The following is a 20,131-nucleotide window of genomic DNA, read 5'->3' on the forward strand; positions in this document are numbered from 1 at the left end:
CGTTTACGGGCCGCAAGTAGCAGAAATGCGAATGTCAGATCGCACATGCGCCTGGAAGGGCGCGGCTGGTAAGAAAGCCTTACAGGCGCATATGAAGAACCCCCGGCTAGGCCGGGGGGTCTCTTTTCCATGAAGAAGTCTCCCCTCAAAGGGAGTTTTCAAACCCTTCCCCCCACGAGACATGGCGTTGGAGTTTTTTCAACGGTGACGGCGTAACGCTGGTTTCCGGAGATTGCTGCTTCGACTGGAGCGGCCGCTGTCGCGTGCCGCCGTACCTGTCTGCAATGGTGCGGATAAAAAGAGGGGCGGCCGCCGGGGGCAACCGGCGGCCGCAGAGAGGGAGGATGTTCCGATGGTTAGAGGGTTCTGTTCAAAGGAGGAGGTTTTTCGGGGGGTTCCCCGTGCCGCTCCCGATGGGGGCTGAGAGCGGCACGGAAATTTGTTTTTGTCTGTTTGTATATTTTTTCGTATATATCGACCGCCCGTCGGCGGATAAGCAAGTTGGTGGTCAGCAGGTTAAAGGTTGCATTTGGGGTTAATAGCGGCCCATGCCGTGTCCGTAACCCATACCGTGGCCCCTCATGTGGTATCCGGGACCGTATCCGCCGGAGCGGGCTTCGCCTGCGGGTTCGCCCACTTCCTTCTCAATACGCCGGGCCATTTCATCGTGCAGGTCACCCAGCTGATTGTTTAATTTCGTTAGTTCCGTGGCGGTTTCCCGCACTGCTTTCACATCAGGGTTTGTAGAGTTCTGCAGGGCGCGCAGTTCCTGCCGTTTTATGAAAATCTGGTCCTGAATGGGGGCCATGCGCTTGGCGTATTCACTTACGATTTTTGTATATTTATCCTGCTGCTCGGGGCTCAGAGCCGCGTTTCTGTTCCATCCGTAGCCGGGTCCGTATCCTCCGGGGCAACCTTCGCAGCTGTAGCTGTCATCAAAGCTGTTGTCGCGGGAGCGGGCCATGCTGTCCGTGACCAGTGCTCCTCCAGTCAGAGCGGCGGCCAACAGAGCGGACAAAATGAAACGGGAACTTACCATTATACTCTCCTTGCCATCCAATGCATTCAGGTTGTTTTTCTTTTTCTTTCGCGCCCGGTGTTCCGTGCGTGATGCCTTTCTTATAGCAATGCGCGTGCCAAAATCCGGGAGAACAGCTAACCTGCTATAATCTAATAACGTTTTACTGGTATCACAAGAATCTGGACAAATGGCCCGGCGTATGTTTTTTATACAGGTCCTTTCTCGATATGTATAAAATTTACACAGGTGGATATATTTCACACAGGGATCGGACAAGGCGATCGGGCCCGGCTGAAAAGCGCGCCGCACCGGAAACGCGGCGGCCCCCCGCCCCGGCGTCATGGCGGGGCGGGGGGCCGTTTGGGCCGCGACAGGGACGGCCTCAGTCCGATTCATCAGTGGGGACGATACCGGCATGGCCCATCCGGCACCCACGGCTCATGGGCGGGCCCAGGGAAATTCCCATTTCCCGGAGCATGCGTTTGTCCACTTCCAGCAGCGTGGCGCGCAGTTCGTCGCGCAGCATCTGCAGCTCCCGGCCCAGGCGGGGCAGGGTCGCCGGGGAAGTTTCCTGATCATAATTGAGACTTTCCAGTTCCGCCTTTTTTTCCCGGATGCGGGCGCGCAACTCCCGGACCCGGGGCCGGGCTTCATCAATAATGATTCTGGCTTTGACCTGCTGGGTCGGGGAAAGTTGTTCCAGCCATTCATCCATATCCTGAACATTGCCGAGGTAGCGCCCCATCCTGTATTCGCTCTGCCCGTCGGGCGGGCCGGGAGCGCCGTGCCCCGCGGCCACAGGCTGCGACAGGTAGAGGGCCGCCAGAAGGCAAAGCGAGAAACAAGTTCTGAGCATAGGTTGACCTTTTATTGTGCTTCGCTCCGGCACGCGTGTCCTCATCGGATTTTTTATGTGACTTTGTATTGTTCACCCATATCAGGCGGCTTTCCATGGCGCAAGAACCATAAGGCCGCCGCGTGCGTTCACCGTTAATTTCAGAAAATCTTGCAAAAAACGTGCAAAAATTTTAACCATGCAATAGTCTATGGGATGACAGGCATCGTCCGGACGGCTATAGTCGCAACATGAGTGCTGAGCAAGACAACGTCCGGCCCGCGGCCGACGGCCCCGATGCCGTCGGAACAGATGAGGCCCGCGCTTCCGACGCGCCGCCGCGCGAACTGGGCATGCGCGTGGGGGCTTCCCGCACGCCTCTGGGCCTGGTGCTGGGAGGCGCGGCTGTGGTGCTGGCTCTGATGGTGGGCCTGCTGGCCTTCATCTCCATTGAGCGCAGCGAAGCGGCCATGGCCCGCCTGCTGGCGGAAAAGGGCTCTTCGCTGATCATGGCCTTCGAGAGCATTCTGCGCTCGGGCATGCGCAGCGAAACCGGGGTTCGCCTTCAGGTGCTGCTGGAGGAAATGGCGGCCAGCCCGGACATTATCTTCGTGGCCGTGACCATGCCCGACGGCACCATTGTGGCCCACAGCAAGCGCTTCCGCCTGGGCGAGATCCTTCAGCTTGAAGGCCAGGAGCTGGACGAAAAGCGCATGCGCGACCTGGACCCGGGCTCGGCGGCGCAGTGGGGCATCATGAAGATGGAGGGCCAGCGGGTTTTCGTGGTCTACCGCTATTTCACGCCGGGCCTGAAGGACATTCCCAAGGGTTTCCCCATGCCCATCATTTTTCTGGGTCTCGACGTGTCGCCCTTTGAGATCACCCGCAGCCAGAACCGCGATTATGTGGCCATGCTGGCGGCCGCGACGCTGCTGGCGGGCCTGCTCTGTCTTCTGGCCCTGTACTATGCCCAGCGTGCCCGCGAGTCGCGCCGGCGGCAGTACAAGGCCGAGGGCGAGGTGCGCCGTCTGGAGGAAGAGGTGCGCCGCAAGGAAAAGCTGGCCGCCGTGGGCAATCTGGCGGCGGGCGTGGCGCATGAGATCCGCAATCCCCTGAGTTCCATCAAGGGCTATGCCACCTATTTCGGCCAGCGTTTCCCCGAGGGCAGCGACGACCGCGAGGCCGCCGCCGTCATGGTGCGCGAGGTGGACCGCCTGAACCGGGTGATTACGGACCTGATCGGCCTTTCCCGTCCCAGCGACGTGCGGCCGCGTCCGGTCTGCCTGGAAAACGTGGTGGCGCACGTGATGCGCCTGATCCGCCAGGACGCGGAACAGCGCAAGGTCACGCTGGAATACCGCACCTCACGGCGCGTGCCCAATGTGCTGGTGGATTCGGAACGCATGGGTCAGGCCCTGATCAATCTCTGCCTCAACGCGCTGGACGCCATGCCCGATGGCGGGCACATGACCCTGGCCATCGCCAAGGGCAAGCGGCGGGTCTGCCTGATGGTGCGGGATACGGGCACGGGTATCGCCCCTCCCGCCAGAGCTCATATTTTTGATCCCTATTTCACCACCAAGGGTCAGGGCACGGGTCTGGGCCTGGCCATGGTGCACAAGATCGTGGCGGCGCACGATGGCGAGATCAGCGTCTATTCGCGTCCCGCCGGAGAGGACGGCCGCGGGGAAACCATTTTCCGCGTCTGGCTGCCGCTGGCTCCCAAAGAGGAATTCCCGGAACTGCGCTATCAGCGCCGGGGACGGAAAAAAAGTTAAGCGCCGTCCCCCACGGTCGGCGTATCCGCATATAATGCATAAGGAGTGGCAAGGGTGAATAACGGCATTCTGGTAGTCGATGACGACGATGCCCATCGCGGCATGCTCAGGACCATGCTCCGTTCCTGGGGATACACGGTGGATGAAGCCGCCGACGGCGACGAAGCCGTGGCTCTGGTGCGTGAAAAAGCCTTTGACGTGGTGCTGACCGACGTGCGCATGGCGCGGATGGACGGCATCCACGCCCTCAAAGGCATTCTTGAATATAATCCGGCCTTGCCGGTGGTCCTGATGACGGCCTATTCCTCGGTGGAAACCGCTGTGGAGGCCCTGCGTCTGGGCGCGTATGACTATCTGGTCAAGCCGCTGGATTTCGAGGCCCTCAAGCACACCCTGGAACAGGCCATCGAGCATTCCCGCCTGAGTGTGGAAAACCGCGAACTGCGCCGCCAGCTCACCGACGCCGCGGCCCGTCCGGATATTCTGGGCCGCAGCCAGGCGATCAAGGACATGTTGCAGATCATCAGCACGGTGGCCCCCACTGAAGCCACCGTGCTGATCACCGGTGAATCGGGCACCGGCAAGGAGCTGGTGGCCCGCGCCCTGCACGAGGGCAGCGCCCGGGCCGACAAGCCGCTGGTGACCGTGAACTGCGCGGCTCTGGCGGAAAATCTGCTGGAGTCCGAGCTCTTCGGCCATGAGAAAGGCTCGTTTACCGGCGCGGACCGGCGGCGCGAGGGGCGCTTCATGCAGGCCGACGGCGGCACGCTGTTTCTGGATGAAATCGGTGAAATGCCGTTGCCGCTTCAGGCCAAGCTGCTGCGCGCCCTGCAACAGGGCGAGGTGCAGCGGGTGGGTTCGGATGCGCCCATCAACGTGGACGTGCGCGTGCTGGCCGCCACCAACCGTGATCTGCGCCGCGAGGCGGCGGAAAAACGTTTCCGCGAGGATCTTTATTTCCGGCTCAACGTCATCAGCATCGAAGTGCCGTCCCTGTGCCGGCGCAGCGAGGACATTCCCCTGCTGGCCGCGCATTTCCTCCAGCGTTTCGCCGAGCGCAACCGCAAGACCATCAAGGGCTTCGCGCCGCAGGCCCTGGACAGCATGCTGCGCTATTCCTGGCCCGGCAATGTGCGCGAGCTGGAAAACGCCGTGGAACGGGCCGTGATTCTCTGCAACGGCGACTTGATTACAGGCCGCGAACTGCCCGCCAACGTGGTTGACGCCTCTCCGGCGGAGACGGCGGACGCCGTGCCCGAAGGCGATATTTCCCTGGCCGGATTGTCTCTGGATACGGTGGAGCGCCGGGCTATTGAGGAAACCCTGCGCCAGACCGGCGACAACAAGAGCGAGGCCGCCCGGCGTCTGGGCATTACCCGGGCGACCCTGCACAACAAGCTGCGCAAGTACGGCCTTGAATGAGGCCATGTTCTTTTTGCCGCCAGTCGCGTTAAACGTCGCGGCGCGCCGCTCGTTTGCCTTGAATACGTGAAGAACAGATGAAGGTGCTATGGCTGAAAAAAAAGTAAAACTGCCGCTGGAACAGCTCGGACGGCTGGCGGACTTCTGTAACGAGGTGGGCATGCTGCGGCATACGCCGCGCAGCGGCTACGCCTTTCTGGGCTCGGGCCGGGAAAACGTGGCCGAGCACTCCTACCGCGTCAGCGTGCTGGGCTACGCCCTGGCGCGGCTGGCCGGGGCGGACCCGGCGCGGGTGACCTTTCTCTGCCTGTTCCACGATCTGCACGAGGCCCGCACCGGCGATTTCAATTACGTCAATCATCGCTACAACCAGTGCCGCGCGCGGCAGGCCCTGGAAGATGCCACGCGGGGCACCGGACTGGCGGAGGACGTGCTCGGTTTCTGGGATGAACTGGCGGAAGAACAAAGCCCGGAGGCCGCGCTGGCCCACGATGCGGATCAACTGGACCTGATCTGCAACCTGCACGTGGAACTCGGCAAGGGCAACGCCTTTGCCGAAGAATGGCTGGACAGCGCGCTCAAGCGGCTGCGGACGCCCCTGGCCCGCGAACTGGCCGAGGCCATCCTGCGCACGGACCCCAACCGCTGGTGGTACGGCCAGGTGGAAAAAGACTGGTGGATTCACCACCAAGACCCGGCGCAATCCTGAGGAAGCCGCTTCCTCAGCGCACGATCACGGTGCCCAGCGGCGCGTCGTCCAGCAGATAGCGCCGCAGGCTGGACTGGGCGCGGCCGTCCAGAATCAGGGCGCGCGAGCAGCCCGCGTCCAGGGCGTTCAGGCAGGCTTCCACCTTGGGGATCATGCCGCCGCTGATGACGCCGTCTTCTTTCAGGCGGGTTATTTCCGCCCTGTTCAGACCGGGAATCAGGCGGCCGTCGGCGTTCAGCACGCCCGGCACATCGGAAATCAGCACAAAATACTCGGCCGCCAGGGCTCCGGCCAGGGCTCCGGCCGCGGTATCGGCATTGATGTTCAGGGCTTCGCCGTCCGGGCCCGAGGCCACGGGCGCCACTACCGGCACAAAACCGGCCTCCAGCAGGCAGCGGGGCAGGGCCGGGTCCACAGCCGTGACCTCACCCACCAGGCCCAGAGCCGGATTTTTGGGCCGGGCGCGCAGCAAACCGCCGTCGCGGCCCGAAATGCCCGCCGCGCGCGCGCCGTGCCGGGCGAAAGCGCTGACCACCGCCTTGTTGACCTGGCCGCAGAGCACCATTTCCACCGCCCGCATAGTGGCTTCGTCGGTCACGCGCAGGCCGTCCACAAAGCGGCTTTCGATCTGAAGCCGCGTAAGCAGGGCGCTGATCTGCGGCCCGCCGCCGTGCACCACCACAAGGCGCATGCCCTGTCCGGCGAGATGGGCCAGATCCGTGGCGAAGGCTTCGCTCAGCTCCGGTTTGTCCATGGCGTGGCCGCCGTATTTGATGACCACTGTGGGCTGTGTCATGGCTGTTCCCCGAAAGTGCAAGGTTTGAAAGCGTTGCGGCGCATGCCGCGAGGAGCGAAAATTAGCATTCGCGGCCGCCGGGCGCAAGTCCGCCGCGTCCGCCATTGCCTTGCGCCGGTAAACAAGGTAAAAAAAGAGGAATTGTATCTTCCCGGAGTTTACATGCCCCAAGACTCATCCCGGCAGGACCTGCTCAAAGAACATTCCTGGATGCAGGAAGCCATGGATGCCGCCAACACCGGCCTGTGGGTGATCATGATCGACACCCGCGAAGGGCGTTGTTCCATGCTGGCCAACGCGCCCATGCTGCGTCTGCTGGGGCTGGACGCGCATCCGTCGCCCGAGGAATGTTTCACCTTCTGGCGCAGCCGGGTGGACAAGAGCTGCGACGACGACGTCAATGAGGTGGTGGAGCAGTTTCTGGCCGATACCCAGATGCACGAAGTGCGTTACCCTTACCACCACCCGCATTGGGGCACGATTTTCGTGCGTTGCGGCGGCCGCCGCATTTCCCCCGACGGGGACTCCCTGGTGAGGATAACCGGCTATCACCAGGACGTCAGTGAGATCCAGGCCATACATCAGTCCCTGCGGGAAAGCCTGTCGCGGCTGTCCCTGGCCTGCCGACTGGGGCGGCTCGGCGTATTTGAACTGCGCTACAGCGAGGGAAGTCTGGAACTCACGGGCAACGACATTTTTTGCGGCCAGCTGGATCTGCCGGAGGATCTTTCCGCTGAAGAGCGCGTGGACGCGGTGGAAGAGCGCCTTGTGCCCGAGGACCGTCCGGTCTGGCGGGCTCTGTGTCGCCGTGAAGACTGGACGGAGGGACGGCAGGAACACACCGAGGTGCGCGTGCGGCATCCCCGGCTGGGTCTGCACTGGCTCAAGCTGGCCTATGAGGTCATGGGTTCCGGGGAGCATTGCCGCATCGCGGGCTATACCGACGACGTGACCGAGCACCGCCTGCACGAGCGCGTGTTGCGTGAAGCCAAGGAAGAGGCCGAAGCGGCCAATGCCGCCAAAAGCATTTTTCTGGCCAATATGAGCCACGAAATCCGCACGCCCATGAACGGCATCATGGGTATGGCCTACCTGGCCCTGAATACCGACCTCACGCCGCAGCAGCGGGATTACATCGAAAAAATCCACACCACCTGCGTGTCCCTGCTGGACATCAGCAACGATCTGCTGGATTTTTCCAAGATCGAGGCCGATCACATGGAGCTGGAAAACCTGCCCTTCCAGCCCGCACAGGAAATCGAGGCCGTGCTGACGCTGCTTCAGGCCAAGGCCCAGGTCAAAAAGCTCCGCCTGGAAACCCGCATTGATCCGGACATTCCACCCATGCTCTCGGGCGACGCCCTGCGTCTGCGCCAGATACTGCTCAACCTGGGCAGCAACGCGGTGAAATTTTCCAACCGGGGCACCGTGCGCATCAGCCTGGATCTGTTGTGCCGCACCGTGGATACGGTGCGCCTGCGTTGCAGCGTCAGTGACGAGGGCATCGGCATGAGCCCCGAGGAGCAGGCCCGGATTTTCAAGCCGTTTTCCCAGGCGGATACTTCCATCACCCGCCGGTTCGGGGGCACGGGGTTGGGCCTGGCCCTCTGCAGCCGTCTCGCCGCGCTGATGGGCGGTTCCATTGCCGTGGAAAGCGAGGAAGGCAAGGGCAGCGTATTCTATGTGGAACTGCCGTTCCGCGTGGCCGACGGAGAAACGTCCGTGGCCGACGCCGACGGCGGTCCGGAAGACCTCCGTTGCATCAAGGGGCTGCGCGTGCTCGTGGCCGAAGACGGCGACATCAACCGCGAAATCATGGAAGCCCTGCTGGACGGCATGGGCGCAAGCTGCATTCCGGCGGTCAACGGCCGGGAGGCACTGGATATCTGGCGCGCCCGGCACGCGGATATTGATCTTATTCTCATGGATGTACAGATGCCGGTCATGGACGGTTACACGGCCACCGGCGAGATCCGCGCCAGCGGCCTGCCCGGCGCGGCGGAGATTCCGATCATCGCCATGACGGCCTATGCCATGCGCGGCGACGCGGAGCGCAGCCTGGCCGCCGGCATGGACGGGCATCTGACCAAGCCCGTCGATGTGAATGAACTGACCCGGATGCTCACAATCCACGCCCGGCGGCGGCCAGGAGAACTGTGATCCGTAGAGCAGATGTATCCAACAACCTTTATGTTATTGACTGGATAGCTCGGGCAACGGACAAAAAGAGGCCGGCAAAAGTTGAAATCAGATGCGTCTGCCCTGCTGTAATCCGGGCCGCGCCTTGACAGGGCCGCGCGCTTGCGCGTAAGCCCGCCCTACATTCTCTCTTCAAGGAAAGCATAGTATGTCGGAAGTTGTCACCCGTTTCGCGCCCAGTCCCACCGGGCATCTGCACATCGGCGGCGCGCGCACCGCCATTTTCTGCTGGCTTCTGGCCCGTCATTCCGGCGGCCGTTTTCACCTGCGCATTGAGGACACGGACCTGCTCCGTTCCAAACAGGAATACACGGATTCCATTCTGGCCTCCATGCGCTGGCTGGGTCTGGACTGGGACGGCGAACTCACCTACCAGACGCAACGCGCGGATATCTACAACAGCTATGTGGACAAGCTGCTGGAAAGTGGGCACGCCTATTGGTGTTCCTGTACGCCCGAAGAGGTGGAGGCCATGCGCGAAGAGGCCCGTCAGCAAGGCCTCAAGCCGCGCTACAACGGCCATTGCCGCACGCGCGATCTGGGACCCGGCGAAGGGCGTTGCGTGCGTCTCAAGACGCCGCTCACGGGCAAGGTGGTCTTTGACGACATGGTCAAGGGTAAAATCGCCGTGGATGTGAGCGAACTGGACGACATGGTCATCCGTCGCGCCGACGGCATGCCCACCTACAATATGGCCGTGGTGGTGGACGACCACGAAATGGGCATCACCCACGTGATCCGGGGTGACGACCATGTTTCCAACACGCCGCGCCAGATTCTGATTTATCAGGCCCTGGATCTGCCCGTGCCGCGCTTCGGCCACGTGCCCATGATTCTTGGGCCGGACCGTCAGAAGCTCTCCAAGCGCCACGGCGCGCGGGCGGTCATCGAATACCAGAAGGACGGCCTGCTGCCGCAGGCCCTGGTCAGCTATCTGGTGCGTCTGGGCTGGTCCCACGGCAATCAGGAGCTGTTCAGCCTGGACGAACTGGTGCAATATTTCGACGGCGGCAATCTCAACCCGGCGGCCGCGGCCTTTGACCCGGCCAAGCTGGAGTGGTGCAACGCCCACTTCATGCGCGAACTGCCGCTGGACCAGCTGGCCGGGCTGGTGGAGCCCTTTGTGCTGGAGGCCGGTTTGGGCGATGTGCCACGGGAGCGTCTGGAGTCGCTTTGCGTCATGTTCCGCGAGCGGGCCAACAACCTCAAGGCCCTGGCCGAAAGTTTCCGGCCCCTGCTGGTGTCCGCCGCCGAGCTGGTCTACGTGGAAAAGGACGCGGCCAAACATTTCACGGACGCGGGCAAGACCCATCTGCGCGCCCTGGCCGAAATTTTCAAGGCCTGCGAGCCCTTCAGCGCCGAGGCTCTGGAAGCCGCGCTTAACGCCTATGTGGCGGACAATGGTCTGAAGTTCAAGGACGTGGCTCCGCCCCTGCGCACGGCCCTGATGGGTTTCATGGGCGGTTCGCATCTCAATGAGATCATGGCGTTCCTGGGCCGGGAGGAGACGTTGGCCAGGTTGGCGCGGCCCGCCCAGGCATAGATTCGCTTTGAAACGCTTTGGCGTATTGTCTGCAGCCCGAAAATCAGGAGCGGGTCGCAGCTTTGCTGCGCCGTTAGCCGACTGATTTTCGTGCCTTTCCGCCCGGCGAGTTTTCTTGAAAACGGGCCGACGGCGGCGCAAACGCCGCCAAGCGGGGTTTGTCATCACGCTTGAAGCCCGGTCCGTCAATGACGGACCGGGCTTCTTTATTACGTCGCGAACCGTGCCGCCGGTTTCAAACGTCCGTTGCGGAGCGCTTGTTGAAACAGTTCTGGAGCAGTTCGCACAGGGTGTCAATTTCCAGAGGCTTGCTGATGTGGGCGTTCATGCCGCTGTCCAGGGACTTCTGGTGGTCTTCCGCAAAGGCGTTGGCGGAAAGGGCGATGATGGGGATCGTGTGCGCGTCGTCGCGTTGCAGGCGGCGGATTTTCCGGGTCGCCGTCAGACCGTCCATGACCGGCATGAGCACATCCATGAGGATGGCGTCAAAATAGCGCGGTCCGCTGGCGGCGAAGAGTTCCAGAGCCTCTTGTCCGTCGCGGGCGAGTTCGACGCTGAAGCCGCGGGCCTTGAGCTGTTCATGCGCGATTTCCATATTGAGCTCGTTGTCTTCGACCAGGAGAAGGCGCTTTCCCGTGAAGTCAATGGGTTGCTCCAAGGGCGCGGCCTTGGGCGCGCCTTCGCGGAGTTCCCGCAGGCCATCCAGGAGAACCGAACGGAAAAAAGGCTTGCGGATGAAGCCGGTCGTGTTGTCTTCCATCATTTCCGGATCGGGCAACGGCATGCCGGTCAGAGCCAGACGGACATCCGCCAGTTCCGGCCGTTCGCGGAGATGCTCCCTGAGCCTGTCCGCGCCGGGCAGAACGGCGTCAAACGGCGCGTGCTCCGTGATGGAGGCGTCCAGCAGGCGGATGGCTTCGGAAACGTCCGTGGCGCACGCCGTCTTGATGCGTGCGGCGTTGAGTATGCGGCTCGCCGCGCCGCCGTCCCTCCGGCCGTCGACCACCAGCACGCGTGAGCAGAGGTCCGCCACATCCGTCCTATCCGGCGTCGCCTGGTCCGGCGCGGTCTCGAGGGGCAGGATAACGATAAAGGAGCTTCCCTGGCGTTCCCTGCTTTTGGCGGTAATGCTGCCGTCCATGAGTTCAGCCAAGGCTTTGCTGATGGAAAGCCCTAGGCCGGAACCGCCGTAGCGGTGGGTGACGGTGCTGCTTTCCTGCTCGAACATGTTGAAAATGCGCGTCAGGCCGTCGGGGGAGATGCCGATGCCGGTATCCGAAACGGTAAATTCCAGCACGCTCGTCCGGCCTCTGGCCGTCAGTTTGCGTACTGTCAGACTGACGTGCCCGTGTTCGCCGGTGAATTTGAAGGCATTGGACAGCAGGTTCACGCAGATCTGTTTCAGATGGAGCGCGTCGCCGTTAAAGAGTTCCTCTTCAAACGGTTCGGCATACAGGGAGAAGATCAGGGATTTTTGGGCCGCCTCATTGGCGAAAAGATCGTAAAGATCATAGAGGAGCGCCGGAAGCGAAAATGGCTGGATGGAGAGTTGCAGCTTGCCGTTTTCAATGCGGGAAAAGTCCAGCACGTCGTTGATGAGCGAAAGCAGGTACTGGGCCGCGGCTTCTATTTTCGCATGGCAGTTTTGCAGGACCTTGGCGTCGTTCCGTCCGTGGATGGCCAGACGGTTCATGCCGATGACGGCGTTCAGCGGCGTGCGCAGTTCGTGCGACATGCGGGACAGGAAGCGGCTTTTGGACTCGCTGGCCGCCCGGGCCTTGGCCAGCAGGGCGTCTTTGACCTGCCGCTCGTTCCGCTCCAGCAGGCGTTTGTATTCGGTGATGTCGACGAGGACATTGTAATAGACCGGGCAGGCCGCGTTTTCGGCGGCATGGCTGTAGCCGACGCTGGTCAGCAGGGTGCGGCTTTCGCCGTCCCGCCGCCGGATGCGCATTTCGAGAAGCTGGGTCTGGCGGGTCCGCTTTGTTTTTTCAAGCGCTTCAGCCAGTGTGGCCATGTCCTCAGGGAGAACATAGTCCGCCGTGCCGTTCAATTCGGCCTTGAACTGTTCCCGCGTGTAGCCGATAATTTTGAGAAAGGCGTCATTGTGCCAGAGGATGCTCAGGTGGCCGTCATCGGCCATCTGGCAGATGCCGCCGGGTATGCTTTCGACTATGGATTCTATCTTGTTTTCAAGCGTCTGTACTTTATATTTGAAATCCGTGATATCGAAAGAAAGTTCAATACGTGATTTGCGACCCTGCCAGTCGATCAGTTTGTCATGTATGGAAAAATGACGCCCTAAATAAGGATTTTTATATTCCCACATGTATACATGATCATAGCTGAGATACTTATTGGTGCAGAAAGAGCATGGGGAGTCAGATCCCTGAATGACTTCATAACATTTTTTATATTTGTAGTTTTTCGGGTCGAGATTGAGGAGATTGAGGCCGCGCTCATTCATGTAAAGCAGTTCATAGGTATGAACATCCGCCACATAAAGAAATTCGCCGAATACATCCAGCAGTTGTTCCCGCTCATTCTCGTATTGGCTCATGCCGGCTCCCTCAGACTCCGGTGGCAGCACGCAAAATCAACAGCCGTATACGCGTGCATGATAATAAGCGATATACGCAAAGTTTTTACCTTAAGAGGTAATCAAAATTTATATTTTATGACTCGGCAGAAATTTGATTCTTAACTGACAGTATATCGTGATATGTAATGAAAAATCGTAAAATATGAAAGGTTTCAATAGGTTGAAAACAGTATACTTCGCCTGCTTCCGCGAGGCAAATGAATAATTCGACTAAAGGTAAAAATGCGCCGGATATCGCTCGGGTGCAAGCCGTTTACTGATACAGAGGGCTCATGCCGCGCAGCAGATTGGTGAACAGGGCGTCCATGCCGCTGATGAACTGTTCCACATGGTCGGCCATGACCACCAGCAGCAGGCCCACAAAGAAAAATCCCACGCCGATCTTGATGGGAAAGCCGAACTCCATGATGTGGATCTGCGGCGAGGTGCGGGCCACCAGGGCCAGAGCCACTTCCACCATGAACAGGGCCACCATGACGGGCGCGGCGATTTTCAGCGCCAGCACGAAGACCTGTGCCGCCAAGTGCAGCACCTGCCAGAGCAGGTTTTCACCGATGAACAGGCCGCCGGGCGGCACCAGGGCGAAGGAGGCGGCAAAGCCCTTGAGCATGTACAGATGCCCGTCCAGGGCCAGAAAGACCAGCAGAGAAACCATCCAGAGAAAAAAGGCCGTGGCTCCGGTCTGATTGCCGGTGAGCGGGTCCGCAAAGTTGATCATAGTGAAGCCCATCTGAAAGCCCAGCAGTTCGCCTCCAGCCTGGATGCCCATGAACAGAAAATTGACGGCCATGCCAAGCACCAAGCCCAGCACAACTTCGCCCAGCAGCATCAGCGCCACGTCAAAGGGATGGGCGGGCATGGCCGCGCCGGACAGGGCCAAATGCGGCCACACTCCCAGTGAAAAGACGATGGTGATCGCCGCCTTGACCGGGATGGGAATATTGTTGGTGGAAAAGACCGGCAGCATGAACATGACGATGCTCACCCGCATGATGGTGAGCAGCAGGCTCAGCACTGCCGCCGGATCGTAGTTGAAGACATCCATGCCGGGTTTGAATGCAAAAAGACTGCCAGAAGGCCCGGCGGCCCGACCGGGCGGATTTGTTTTTACCTTGTCCCTGATTTTAAAGCCTGCGGCGCCCTTGATCCGTTGCGGGAATGCGGTCCCGCCTGCTCGCGATCGGCTGAAAGCGACTTGTTTTCAGACGTGCAGGGCGGCGTGCGTTGACGCCGAAGCAGCCCGCATTGCAAATGCGGGCTGCTTGAAGCGCAGTCGAAAATGGAGGGGAGCTGTTGTAACTGCCGCCGTTGTCAGCTGATCGGCGCAATCACTTGTGCAGTTTTTCGGCGATCAGTTCGCGGATGATTTTGCTCAGGCCGGGCAGATCGGGTTTGGAAACCTGACGGTCCGCGCCCACCTTGACGCCCTTGTCGTGCAGTGCTTCGGTGATCAGGGAGGAAAAGAGGATCACCGGCAACTGCTGCATGCCCGGCGTCTCGCGGATTTTGAGCGTCAGCGCGTGGCCGTCCATCTCCGGCATTTCAATGTCGGAAATGACCAGATGCACCATATCGGTGAGCTCCATCTGCTTGGATTGGGCCTCATTGCGCAGTTGCGTGAGATAATCCCAAGCTTCCCGGCCGCTGCCCACCGCCGTGACCTGGAAACCGGATTTTTCCAGCGAAGACTTGATGATGTGGCGCAACGAACTGGAGTCGTCGGCCACCAGCAGGTGAAATTCGCCCGCGCCTTCCACCGGGGTGGTGTCCACCTCCACCTGGGACATGTCCAGGGTGCTGTCCAGGCTGGCCAGGATCTTTTCCATATCCAGAACGAAGAGCACCCGGTCCTGGATGCGCAGCACGCCGGTGATGCTTTCGCGCGAGTAGGCCTGCACGTACTGGTTGGGCGGTTCGATGCGGTCCCAGGTCATCCGGTGGATGCTGGTCACCGAAGAAACCAGAAAGGCCGCCTGCACGCCGCTGAATTCCGTGACGATGACCTTGTTGTTTTCTTCGGAGGCCATTTCCTTGCCGAGCCAGGCCGCCAGATTCAGGATGGGCAGCACCTTGCCGCGCAGATTGAAAGTGCCGAGCACCGAGGCGTCGTGCTTGCTGGGCACGCTGGTCACGCTGGGCAGCCGGATGATTTCCAGCACCTTGGCCACGTTGATGCCGTAGTGGCCGCTGTAGGTGCCGCCGTCGGGCAGCCTCTCATCAATGAGAAATTCTATGATTTCGAGCTCATTGTTATTGACGTTGAGCAAGCTGTTTTGGGTCATGGCAGTCCTCGTCCTGTGGCTGGAGCGGCGTCAATGAACCTTATCGGCCGCCGTCCGCTTTCCTTAAGGCGGGTGGGGAAATATCCGCGAAATTTCCGAAAAGCCTCAGCGGCGCGCGCCGACCGGGCGCCCGGCCGGTTTTGCCGCGGCGCGGCCCGGTTCTTTGGGCGGCTCCAGGCGTGGGCAGAAGGCCGCCATTTCGCACGCTTCACAACATGGCTTGCGGGCGTGGCAGACATCCCGCCCGAACCAGACCATGCGGTGGTTGACGTCGCCCCATTCCTTTTGTGGAAAAAGTTCCATCAGATCCCGCTCCACGGCCACGGGGTCGGTCTGGTCCGTGAGGCCCAGCCGGTGGCTGATCCGTTTCACGTGGGTGTCCACGGCCAGCCCCTCGTTGATGCCGAAAGCGCCGAACAGAACCACGTTGGCGGTTTTGCGGGCCACTCCCGGCAGGGTCACCAGATGTTCCAGAGCCCGGGGCACCTGGCCGTCAAAATGGTCCCGCACGCGGCGGGCCGCGCCCAGAAGATTTTTGGCCTTGCTGTGGTAAAAGCCCGCGGAATGGATGACCTCTTCCAGTTCTTCCTGCGTGGCGCACGCCAGTTCCGCCGGGCCGGGCCAGCGCCGGAAAAGTTCCGGCGTGATGGTGTTGACCCGCGCGTCGGTGCACTGGGCGGCCAGCACCGTGGCCACCAGCAACTCCCAGGCGTTGCGGGAGTTGAGATGGGTTTCGGGCCGGGGATAGCGGGCCTGAAGGGCGGCCAGAACTTTTTGCGCCCGCGCCGGGCGGGACTCCGCTGTTTTTGTCATCTCCCAGCTATGCCACAGGCGGCTGCGGCCCGCAAGGCGCTTCGGCAGCGCCCTCAGGACAGACGCATCTAATTTTTGTTTTACCGGTCTGTTATTTATCGTGATTATCCGTCAAAACCAGCCTTTTCGGCGCTGACGGCGTCATCCGGCGCTTTTGCTGTTCACGTACTTGAGTACATCTCTGCTCTCCAGTCATCCGCATGCGCTTCGCTCCGGCGGAGCAAAGATGGCTTTGCCCCTTTTTGTTCGCTGCTGAGCTATCTAGTCAATAAATAAAGATTTTTTAGATGAGTCTGTCTTGGCAGCGCCCTACCTCAATCGTGTTCCAGCAGACGTGAGAGCACATCGCTCAGTTCCGCCGGATCGACGGGTTTCGCCAGATGGGCGGCCATGCCCGCGTCCAGGCTTTTCCGCACGTCCTCTTCCAGGGCGTGCGCGGTCAGCGCCACCACCGGCACGTTGAAGGCCGGATCGTCCCGAAGCATGCGCGTGGCCGTGAGCCCGTCCATGCGAGGCATCTGAATGTCCATGATAATACAGTCATAGCTGTTCCGGCGGGCTTTTTCCACAGCCTCCAGGCCGTCATCCGCCGTGTCCACCTGTGCGCCCAGGGCCGTGAGCTGTTCCCGCGCCACCAACTGATTGACGGCATTGTCCTCGGCCAGCAGGATGCGCCTGCCCTTGATGACCGGAGACATGGCGCTCAGGGCCGCATCTTCTTCCCTTTCTTCGCTTTTGCCGGCGGGCGCGTCTTCCTCCTCCGCCGCGTCCGGCGTCCGGGCCAGATCGAACTGGGCGGTAAAACTGAAGCGGGAACCCCGGCCTGGCGCGCTTTCACAACTGATTTCGCCGTGCATGGCTTCCACCAGCTTGCGCGCGATGGTCAGGCCCAGCCCCGCGCCGCCGTGCCGTCGGCGGATGCCCGCGTCTCCCTGGGCAAAGGGTTCGAAGAGCCGCGCCGGATCGTCCCCAGCCAGACCAATGCCGCTGTCGCAGACCTCGAAGCTCAGCAGGGCCTGCGCGTCGCGCCTTTCCGCCAGAGCGGCCTGGATGCGGACGCCGCCCTGTTCCGTGAATTTGACGGCATTGCCGGCCAGGGCCAGCAGCACCTGACTGAGGCGGGCGCCGTCGCCGAGCAAGAGGCAGGGCGTGTCCGGAGCGATACTGTACCGGAGCGAGAGGCCTTTGGCGCGGCTGCCCGGGGCCAGCGCCGCCTGCACCGAATCCAGCACCTCGCGCAGATCAAAGACCGATTCGTTCAGATACAGCGCGTCGCTCTGCAGGCGGGAAAATTCCAGGATATTGCCGATGATCCGGACCAGAATGCGGGCGGAGAAATGGATTTTTTCCAGAAAATCCCGCTGCCTGAGCGTGAGATCCTCATGCAGCAGCAGTTCGCTCAGCCCCAGAATGCCGTTCATGGGCGTGCGCAGTTCATGACTCATGTGGGCCAGAAAACAGCTTTTGGCCTGGGAGGCCTTATCGGCCTTGTTCAGGGCTGCGCGCAGGTCTTCTTCCAGGGCTTTGCGTTCGCTGATGTCCACAATGGCTCCCGCCGCCAGCGGCGCTTCGCCCTCGGCCACGGCGAAAGCGCTCAGACAGCTCAGAATCGTGCGTTTGGCGCCGTCCGGACTCAGAAAAAAGGTTTCCTCCCGCACGCTGCCGCCGCCCTCCAGCAGGGCGGCGATCTGCTCCCGATAGTGCACGCGCTGCTCCGGGGTCAGCAGGGGCAGGTCCTGCACGGTTTTGCCCGGCAGTTCCGCCGTCGGCAGCCCCATGAACTCACCGTAGGCTTTGTTGACCAGCAGAAACGCGCCGTCGCTTCCATGCACGCACACTGGCAGGGGCAGGGAATCCATGATTTCCTGGCTCAGGGCCAGTCGCCGGCGCAGTTCCTGCTCCAGACGCATGGCGGGGGTAATGTCCACGCTGAGCACGATCAGGCAGTCGGGCTTGCCGTCCTTGTCAAAGAGCGGCATGAACCAAGTGTTGAAATAGGCGTTCTCCTGATTGAGCGGGTTGACGTGCCGGGTGTCCTGGCAACGGCGGGTTGCGAATGCCTGGTCCGCCACGGATTCCAGGCGGCGCAGTTCGACGAGGGCGGCCAGCGGCAGGGCGGCCTCCTCGCCGGCCTGGGTGAAGGTTTTGCCGCTGAGGTTTTCCTGGCGCAGGCCGTAGGCCTCGGCCACGCCCCGGTTGCTGTCGATGCAGCGCGCCCGGGCGTCGCAGAGCGTGAGCGCCGCCGGCATGTGCGCAAAAATGAGTTTGAGGATGCCTTCGGCCTTCTGCCGTTCCCGGATTTCCCGGCGCAGCTTGCGGTTCACATGGGCGAACACGCCCACGATGGCCAGCATGCAGAACAACGCGGTCAGGGCATAGCGCCAGAACATTTCCCAGTCCATGAAGGGCACTTCCACGGCCTGCGCCCATTGCAGGTAGATCTGTCGGGACGTGGCCGGAGGAATGGCGGCGAGCCCTTTGTCCAGAGCCGATTGCAGCAGGGGCAGATCGGCGCGCGCCGCAAAGCCCAGCTTCTGGGTGAAGGGCGTGAAGCCGCTGACGGAAATGTTGTCCAGGCGGTCGCGCCGAATGTAATGGATGAGGCTGTCCAGCTCACCCGCTGCCGCCTGCGCCCGGCCCCTGTCCACATCGTCCAGGGTCGCCGCCTCGCCGGCTTCGGGCAGCAGGGTGATGCCGGGATTGTTGGCCGCGATCCATTCCGCGGTCAGGCTGTGCCCGACGACGCTCAAGTTCTGACCGTTGAGGCTTTCCAGGTCGGGCTTCACAGCATCTTGGGGCGAGGCGATGGCCACGGAGACGTTCAACCAGGGCCGCGTCGTCCGCAGACCTTCCTTTTCCGCTGTGACGACGGAGAGCGCCGCCAGCATGTCCGCCTTGCCCTGCCGAAGAAGTTGCAGCGCTGTCTGCCTGTCCGCCGCAGGCACGGGTCTGAAGGTCACATGCAGTTGTTGGCCCAGCCGTTCCAGATAACTGGCGGCCATGCCGACGAAACTGTTCCGGGCCATGTCGGCATACGGCATGCGACTGTATACGGCCACGCGTATGGTGGGATTGGCAGCCAGCCAGACTTTCTCCGCCCTGCTCAGATGCAGGGCCTGACCCGTGCCGCGCCACGCGTTCAGAATGCTTTCCCGCTCCTGAGGCGGCAGGTTGAGCAGCGCGTTGTCCAGCAGCGTCAGCACGTTGTCCAAATCCGGACGTACGCCGATACCGTGGTACTGGCTGCCCACGTGACCCAGAACGTTGAAACCGTCAGGCAGCGCCCGCTTTCCGGCCAGTACGGAAAGCTCGTCGCCGATGATAAGGCCGCCCTCGCCCGCGCGCACCGCCAGCACGGCCTCGTCCAGAGTACGCCGGTAGGTGAAGGACATGTTGGAGTACTGGCTGCGGACGGCGGTCAGAGCCGGAGTGTGGGGCAGGGCGATGGCCAGCAGGGGATTTTTGCGCAGCAGGCGCATGCCGTTGCTCCGCTCCGGCCCGAGATAGACGGCTTGAGAGCGGAAAATGGACATGGACAGCCGCGCGTCGGCGGGCAGTTCTTTCGCGGGGCCCATGACGGCCTCCACGGGCCATTGGGCGAGAATATTGCCGGAAGGATAGTTTGCTTCCAGTGGAACGGCCTGAAGCAGGCCGTTCAGGCGCAGGTTCAGGGTCGTGATGAGTTCGGGATAGATGCCTGTAAGCCGACCTTTTTCATCCAGAAAGGCATAGGGCGGAAAGTCCGTGGGACAGCCGACGCGGATGCTGCCGGGCGTCATGGGCATGTCCCGCAAGGTTTCCTCGCCGGGAAAGGGCAGGGAGGGGATGGGCGCGGAAACGGGATCAGGGGTCGCGCCACGCGCGAGTGACGCCGTCAGCGAAAAAAACAGGACGAAACAAAGCGTCGCGGTGGACATGGTCTGCAGTATGTCGTTCATGTCTGTATTCATCACAATAACAATACTTATATTATACTCTCTCTCTCTCTCTCTCTCTCTCTCTCTCTTGATAAGCAGGGTCATCCGGGCTTCTCCTCTACATTGATCAGCAGGAGATCATGCTGATAATAGATAAAAATATAATTATATAAGTGTACATTATGTTTTTTATGATATTAAGATTTTGAGCAAG

13 protein-coding genes are annotated in these 20,131 nt (G+C 61.3%); 5 read left to right on the forward strand and 8 right to left on the reverse strand.

Annotated features, from left to right (window positions below; translation table 11 throughout):
* Positions 1-535: 535 nt before the first annotated feature.
* Together FYJ44_RS12720 and FYJ44_RS12725 are read right to left on the reverse strand one after the other, a co-directional pair.
* Positions 536-1,039 (reverse strand): Spy/CpxP family protein refolding chaperone, encoded by a 504-nt coding sequence (locus FYJ44_RS12720; RefSeq protein WP_154512731.1) that lies wholly within the window; start codon positions 1,037-1,039, stop codon positions 536-538.
* A gap of 364 nt (positions 1,040-1,403) precedes the next feature.
* Positions 1,404-1,877, reverse strand: a complete 474-nt coding sequence (locus tag FYJ44_RS12725) for a periplasmic heavy metal sensor (RefSeq protein WP_154512733.1) — start codon at positions 1,875-1,877, stop codon at positions 1,404-1,406.
* A gap of 230 nt (positions 1,878-2,107) precedes the next feature.
* On the opposite strand from FYJ44_RS12725, the gene zraS reads away from it, so the two are divergent.
* From zraS to FYJ44_RS12740, 3 genes are all read left to right on the forward strand, one after another.
* The gene (gene zraS, locus FYJ44_RS12730) at positions 2,108-3,634 is read left to right on the forward strand and encodes a two-component system sensor histidine kinase ZraS (protein ID WP_154512735.1); all 1,527 of its coding nucleotides are present in this window, start codon (positions 2,108-2,110) and stop codon (positions 3,632-3,634) included.
* Between the two features lie 54 nt (positions 3,635-3,688).
* Positions 3,689-5,056 (forward strand): sigma-54-dependent transcriptional regulator, encoded by a 1,368-nt coding sequence (locus FYJ44_RS12735; RefSeq protein WP_287704669.1) that lies wholly within the window; start codon positions 3,689-3,691, stop codon positions 5,054-5,056.
* Positions 5,057-5,144: 88 nt separating this feature from the next.
* Positions 5,145-5,765 (forward strand): HD domain-containing protein, encoded by a 621-nt coding sequence (locus FYJ44_RS12740; RefSeq protein ID WP_154512737.1) that lies wholly within the window; start codon positions 5,145-5,147, stop codon positions 5,763-5,765.
* Positions 5,766-5,778: 13 nt separating this feature from the next.
* Here the strand turns inward: FYJ44_RS12740 and argB are convergent, their stop codons facing one another.
* Positions 5,779-6,561 (reverse strand): acetylglutamate kinase, encoded by a 783-nt coding sequence (gene argB / locus FYJ44_RS12745; protein WP_154512739.1) that lies wholly within the window; start codon positions 6,559-6,561, stop codon positions 5,779-5,781.
* Between the two features lie 162 nt (positions 6,562-6,723).
* Between argB and FYJ44_RS12750 the strand changes: the two genes are divergently transcribed.
* Together FYJ44_RS12750 and gltX are read left to right on the forward strand one after the other, a co-directional pair.
* Positions 6,724-8,721: an ATP-binding protein gene (locus tag FYJ44_RS12750; protein WP_154512741.1), complete on the forward strand. Its 1,998-nt coding sequence runs from the start codon at positions 6,724-6,726 to the stop codon at positions 8,719-8,721.
* A gap of 187 nt (positions 8,722-8,908) precedes the next feature.
* Entirely contained in the window at positions 8,909-10,303 is a 1,395-nt protein-coding gene (gltX, locus tag FYJ44_RS12755) for a glutamate--tRNA ligase (RefSeq protein ID WP_154512743.1), read from the forward strand.
* A 235-nt stretch (positions 10,304-10,538) separates the two neighbouring features.
* Here the strand turns inward: gltX and FYJ44_RS12760 are convergent, their stop codons facing one another.
* From FYJ44_RS12760 to FYJ44_RS12780, 5 genes are all read right to left on the reverse strand, one after another.
* Positions 10,539-12,863, reverse strand: a complete 2,325-nt coding sequence (locus FYJ44_RS12760; RefSeq protein ID WP_154512745.1) for an ATP-binding protein — start codon at positions 12,861-12,863, stop codon at positions 10,539-10,541.
* Between the two features lie 295 nt (positions 12,864-13,158).
* A complete protein-coding gene (fliR, locus tag FYJ44_RS12765; protein WP_154512747.1) occupies positions 13,159-13,950 on the reverse strand; it encodes a flagellar biosynthetic protein FliR in 792 nt (263 codons plus the stop codon).
* Between the two features lie 283 nt (positions 13,951-14,233).
* Entirely contained in the window at positions 14,234-15,187 is a 954-nt protein-coding gene (locus FYJ44_RS12770; protein ID WP_154512749.1) for a chemotaxis protein, read from the reverse strand.
* A gap of 105 nt (positions 15,188-15,292) precedes the next feature.
* Positions 15,293-16,000 carry an endonuclease III gene (gene nth, locus FYJ44_RS12775; RefSeq protein WP_154512751.1) on the reverse strand — a complete coding sequence of 236 codons (708 nt, stop codon included), beginning with the start codon at positions 15,998-16,000 and terminating at the stop codon, positions 15,293-15,295.
* 314 nt (positions 16,001-16,314) lie between these two features.
* Positions 16,315-19,938: a PAS domain-containing protein gene (locus FYJ44_RS12780; protein WP_195841028.1), complete on the reverse strand. Its 3,624-nt coding sequence runs from the start codon at positions 19,936-19,938 to the stop codon at positions 16,315-16,317.
* Positions 19,939-20,131: the final 193 nt, after the last annotated feature.

Source organism: Desulfovibrio porci (assembly GCF_009696265.1).
Classification (GTDB): Bacteria; Desulfobacterota; Desulfovibrionia; order Desulfovibrionales; family Desulfovibrionaceae; genus Desulfovibrio; species Desulfovibrio porci.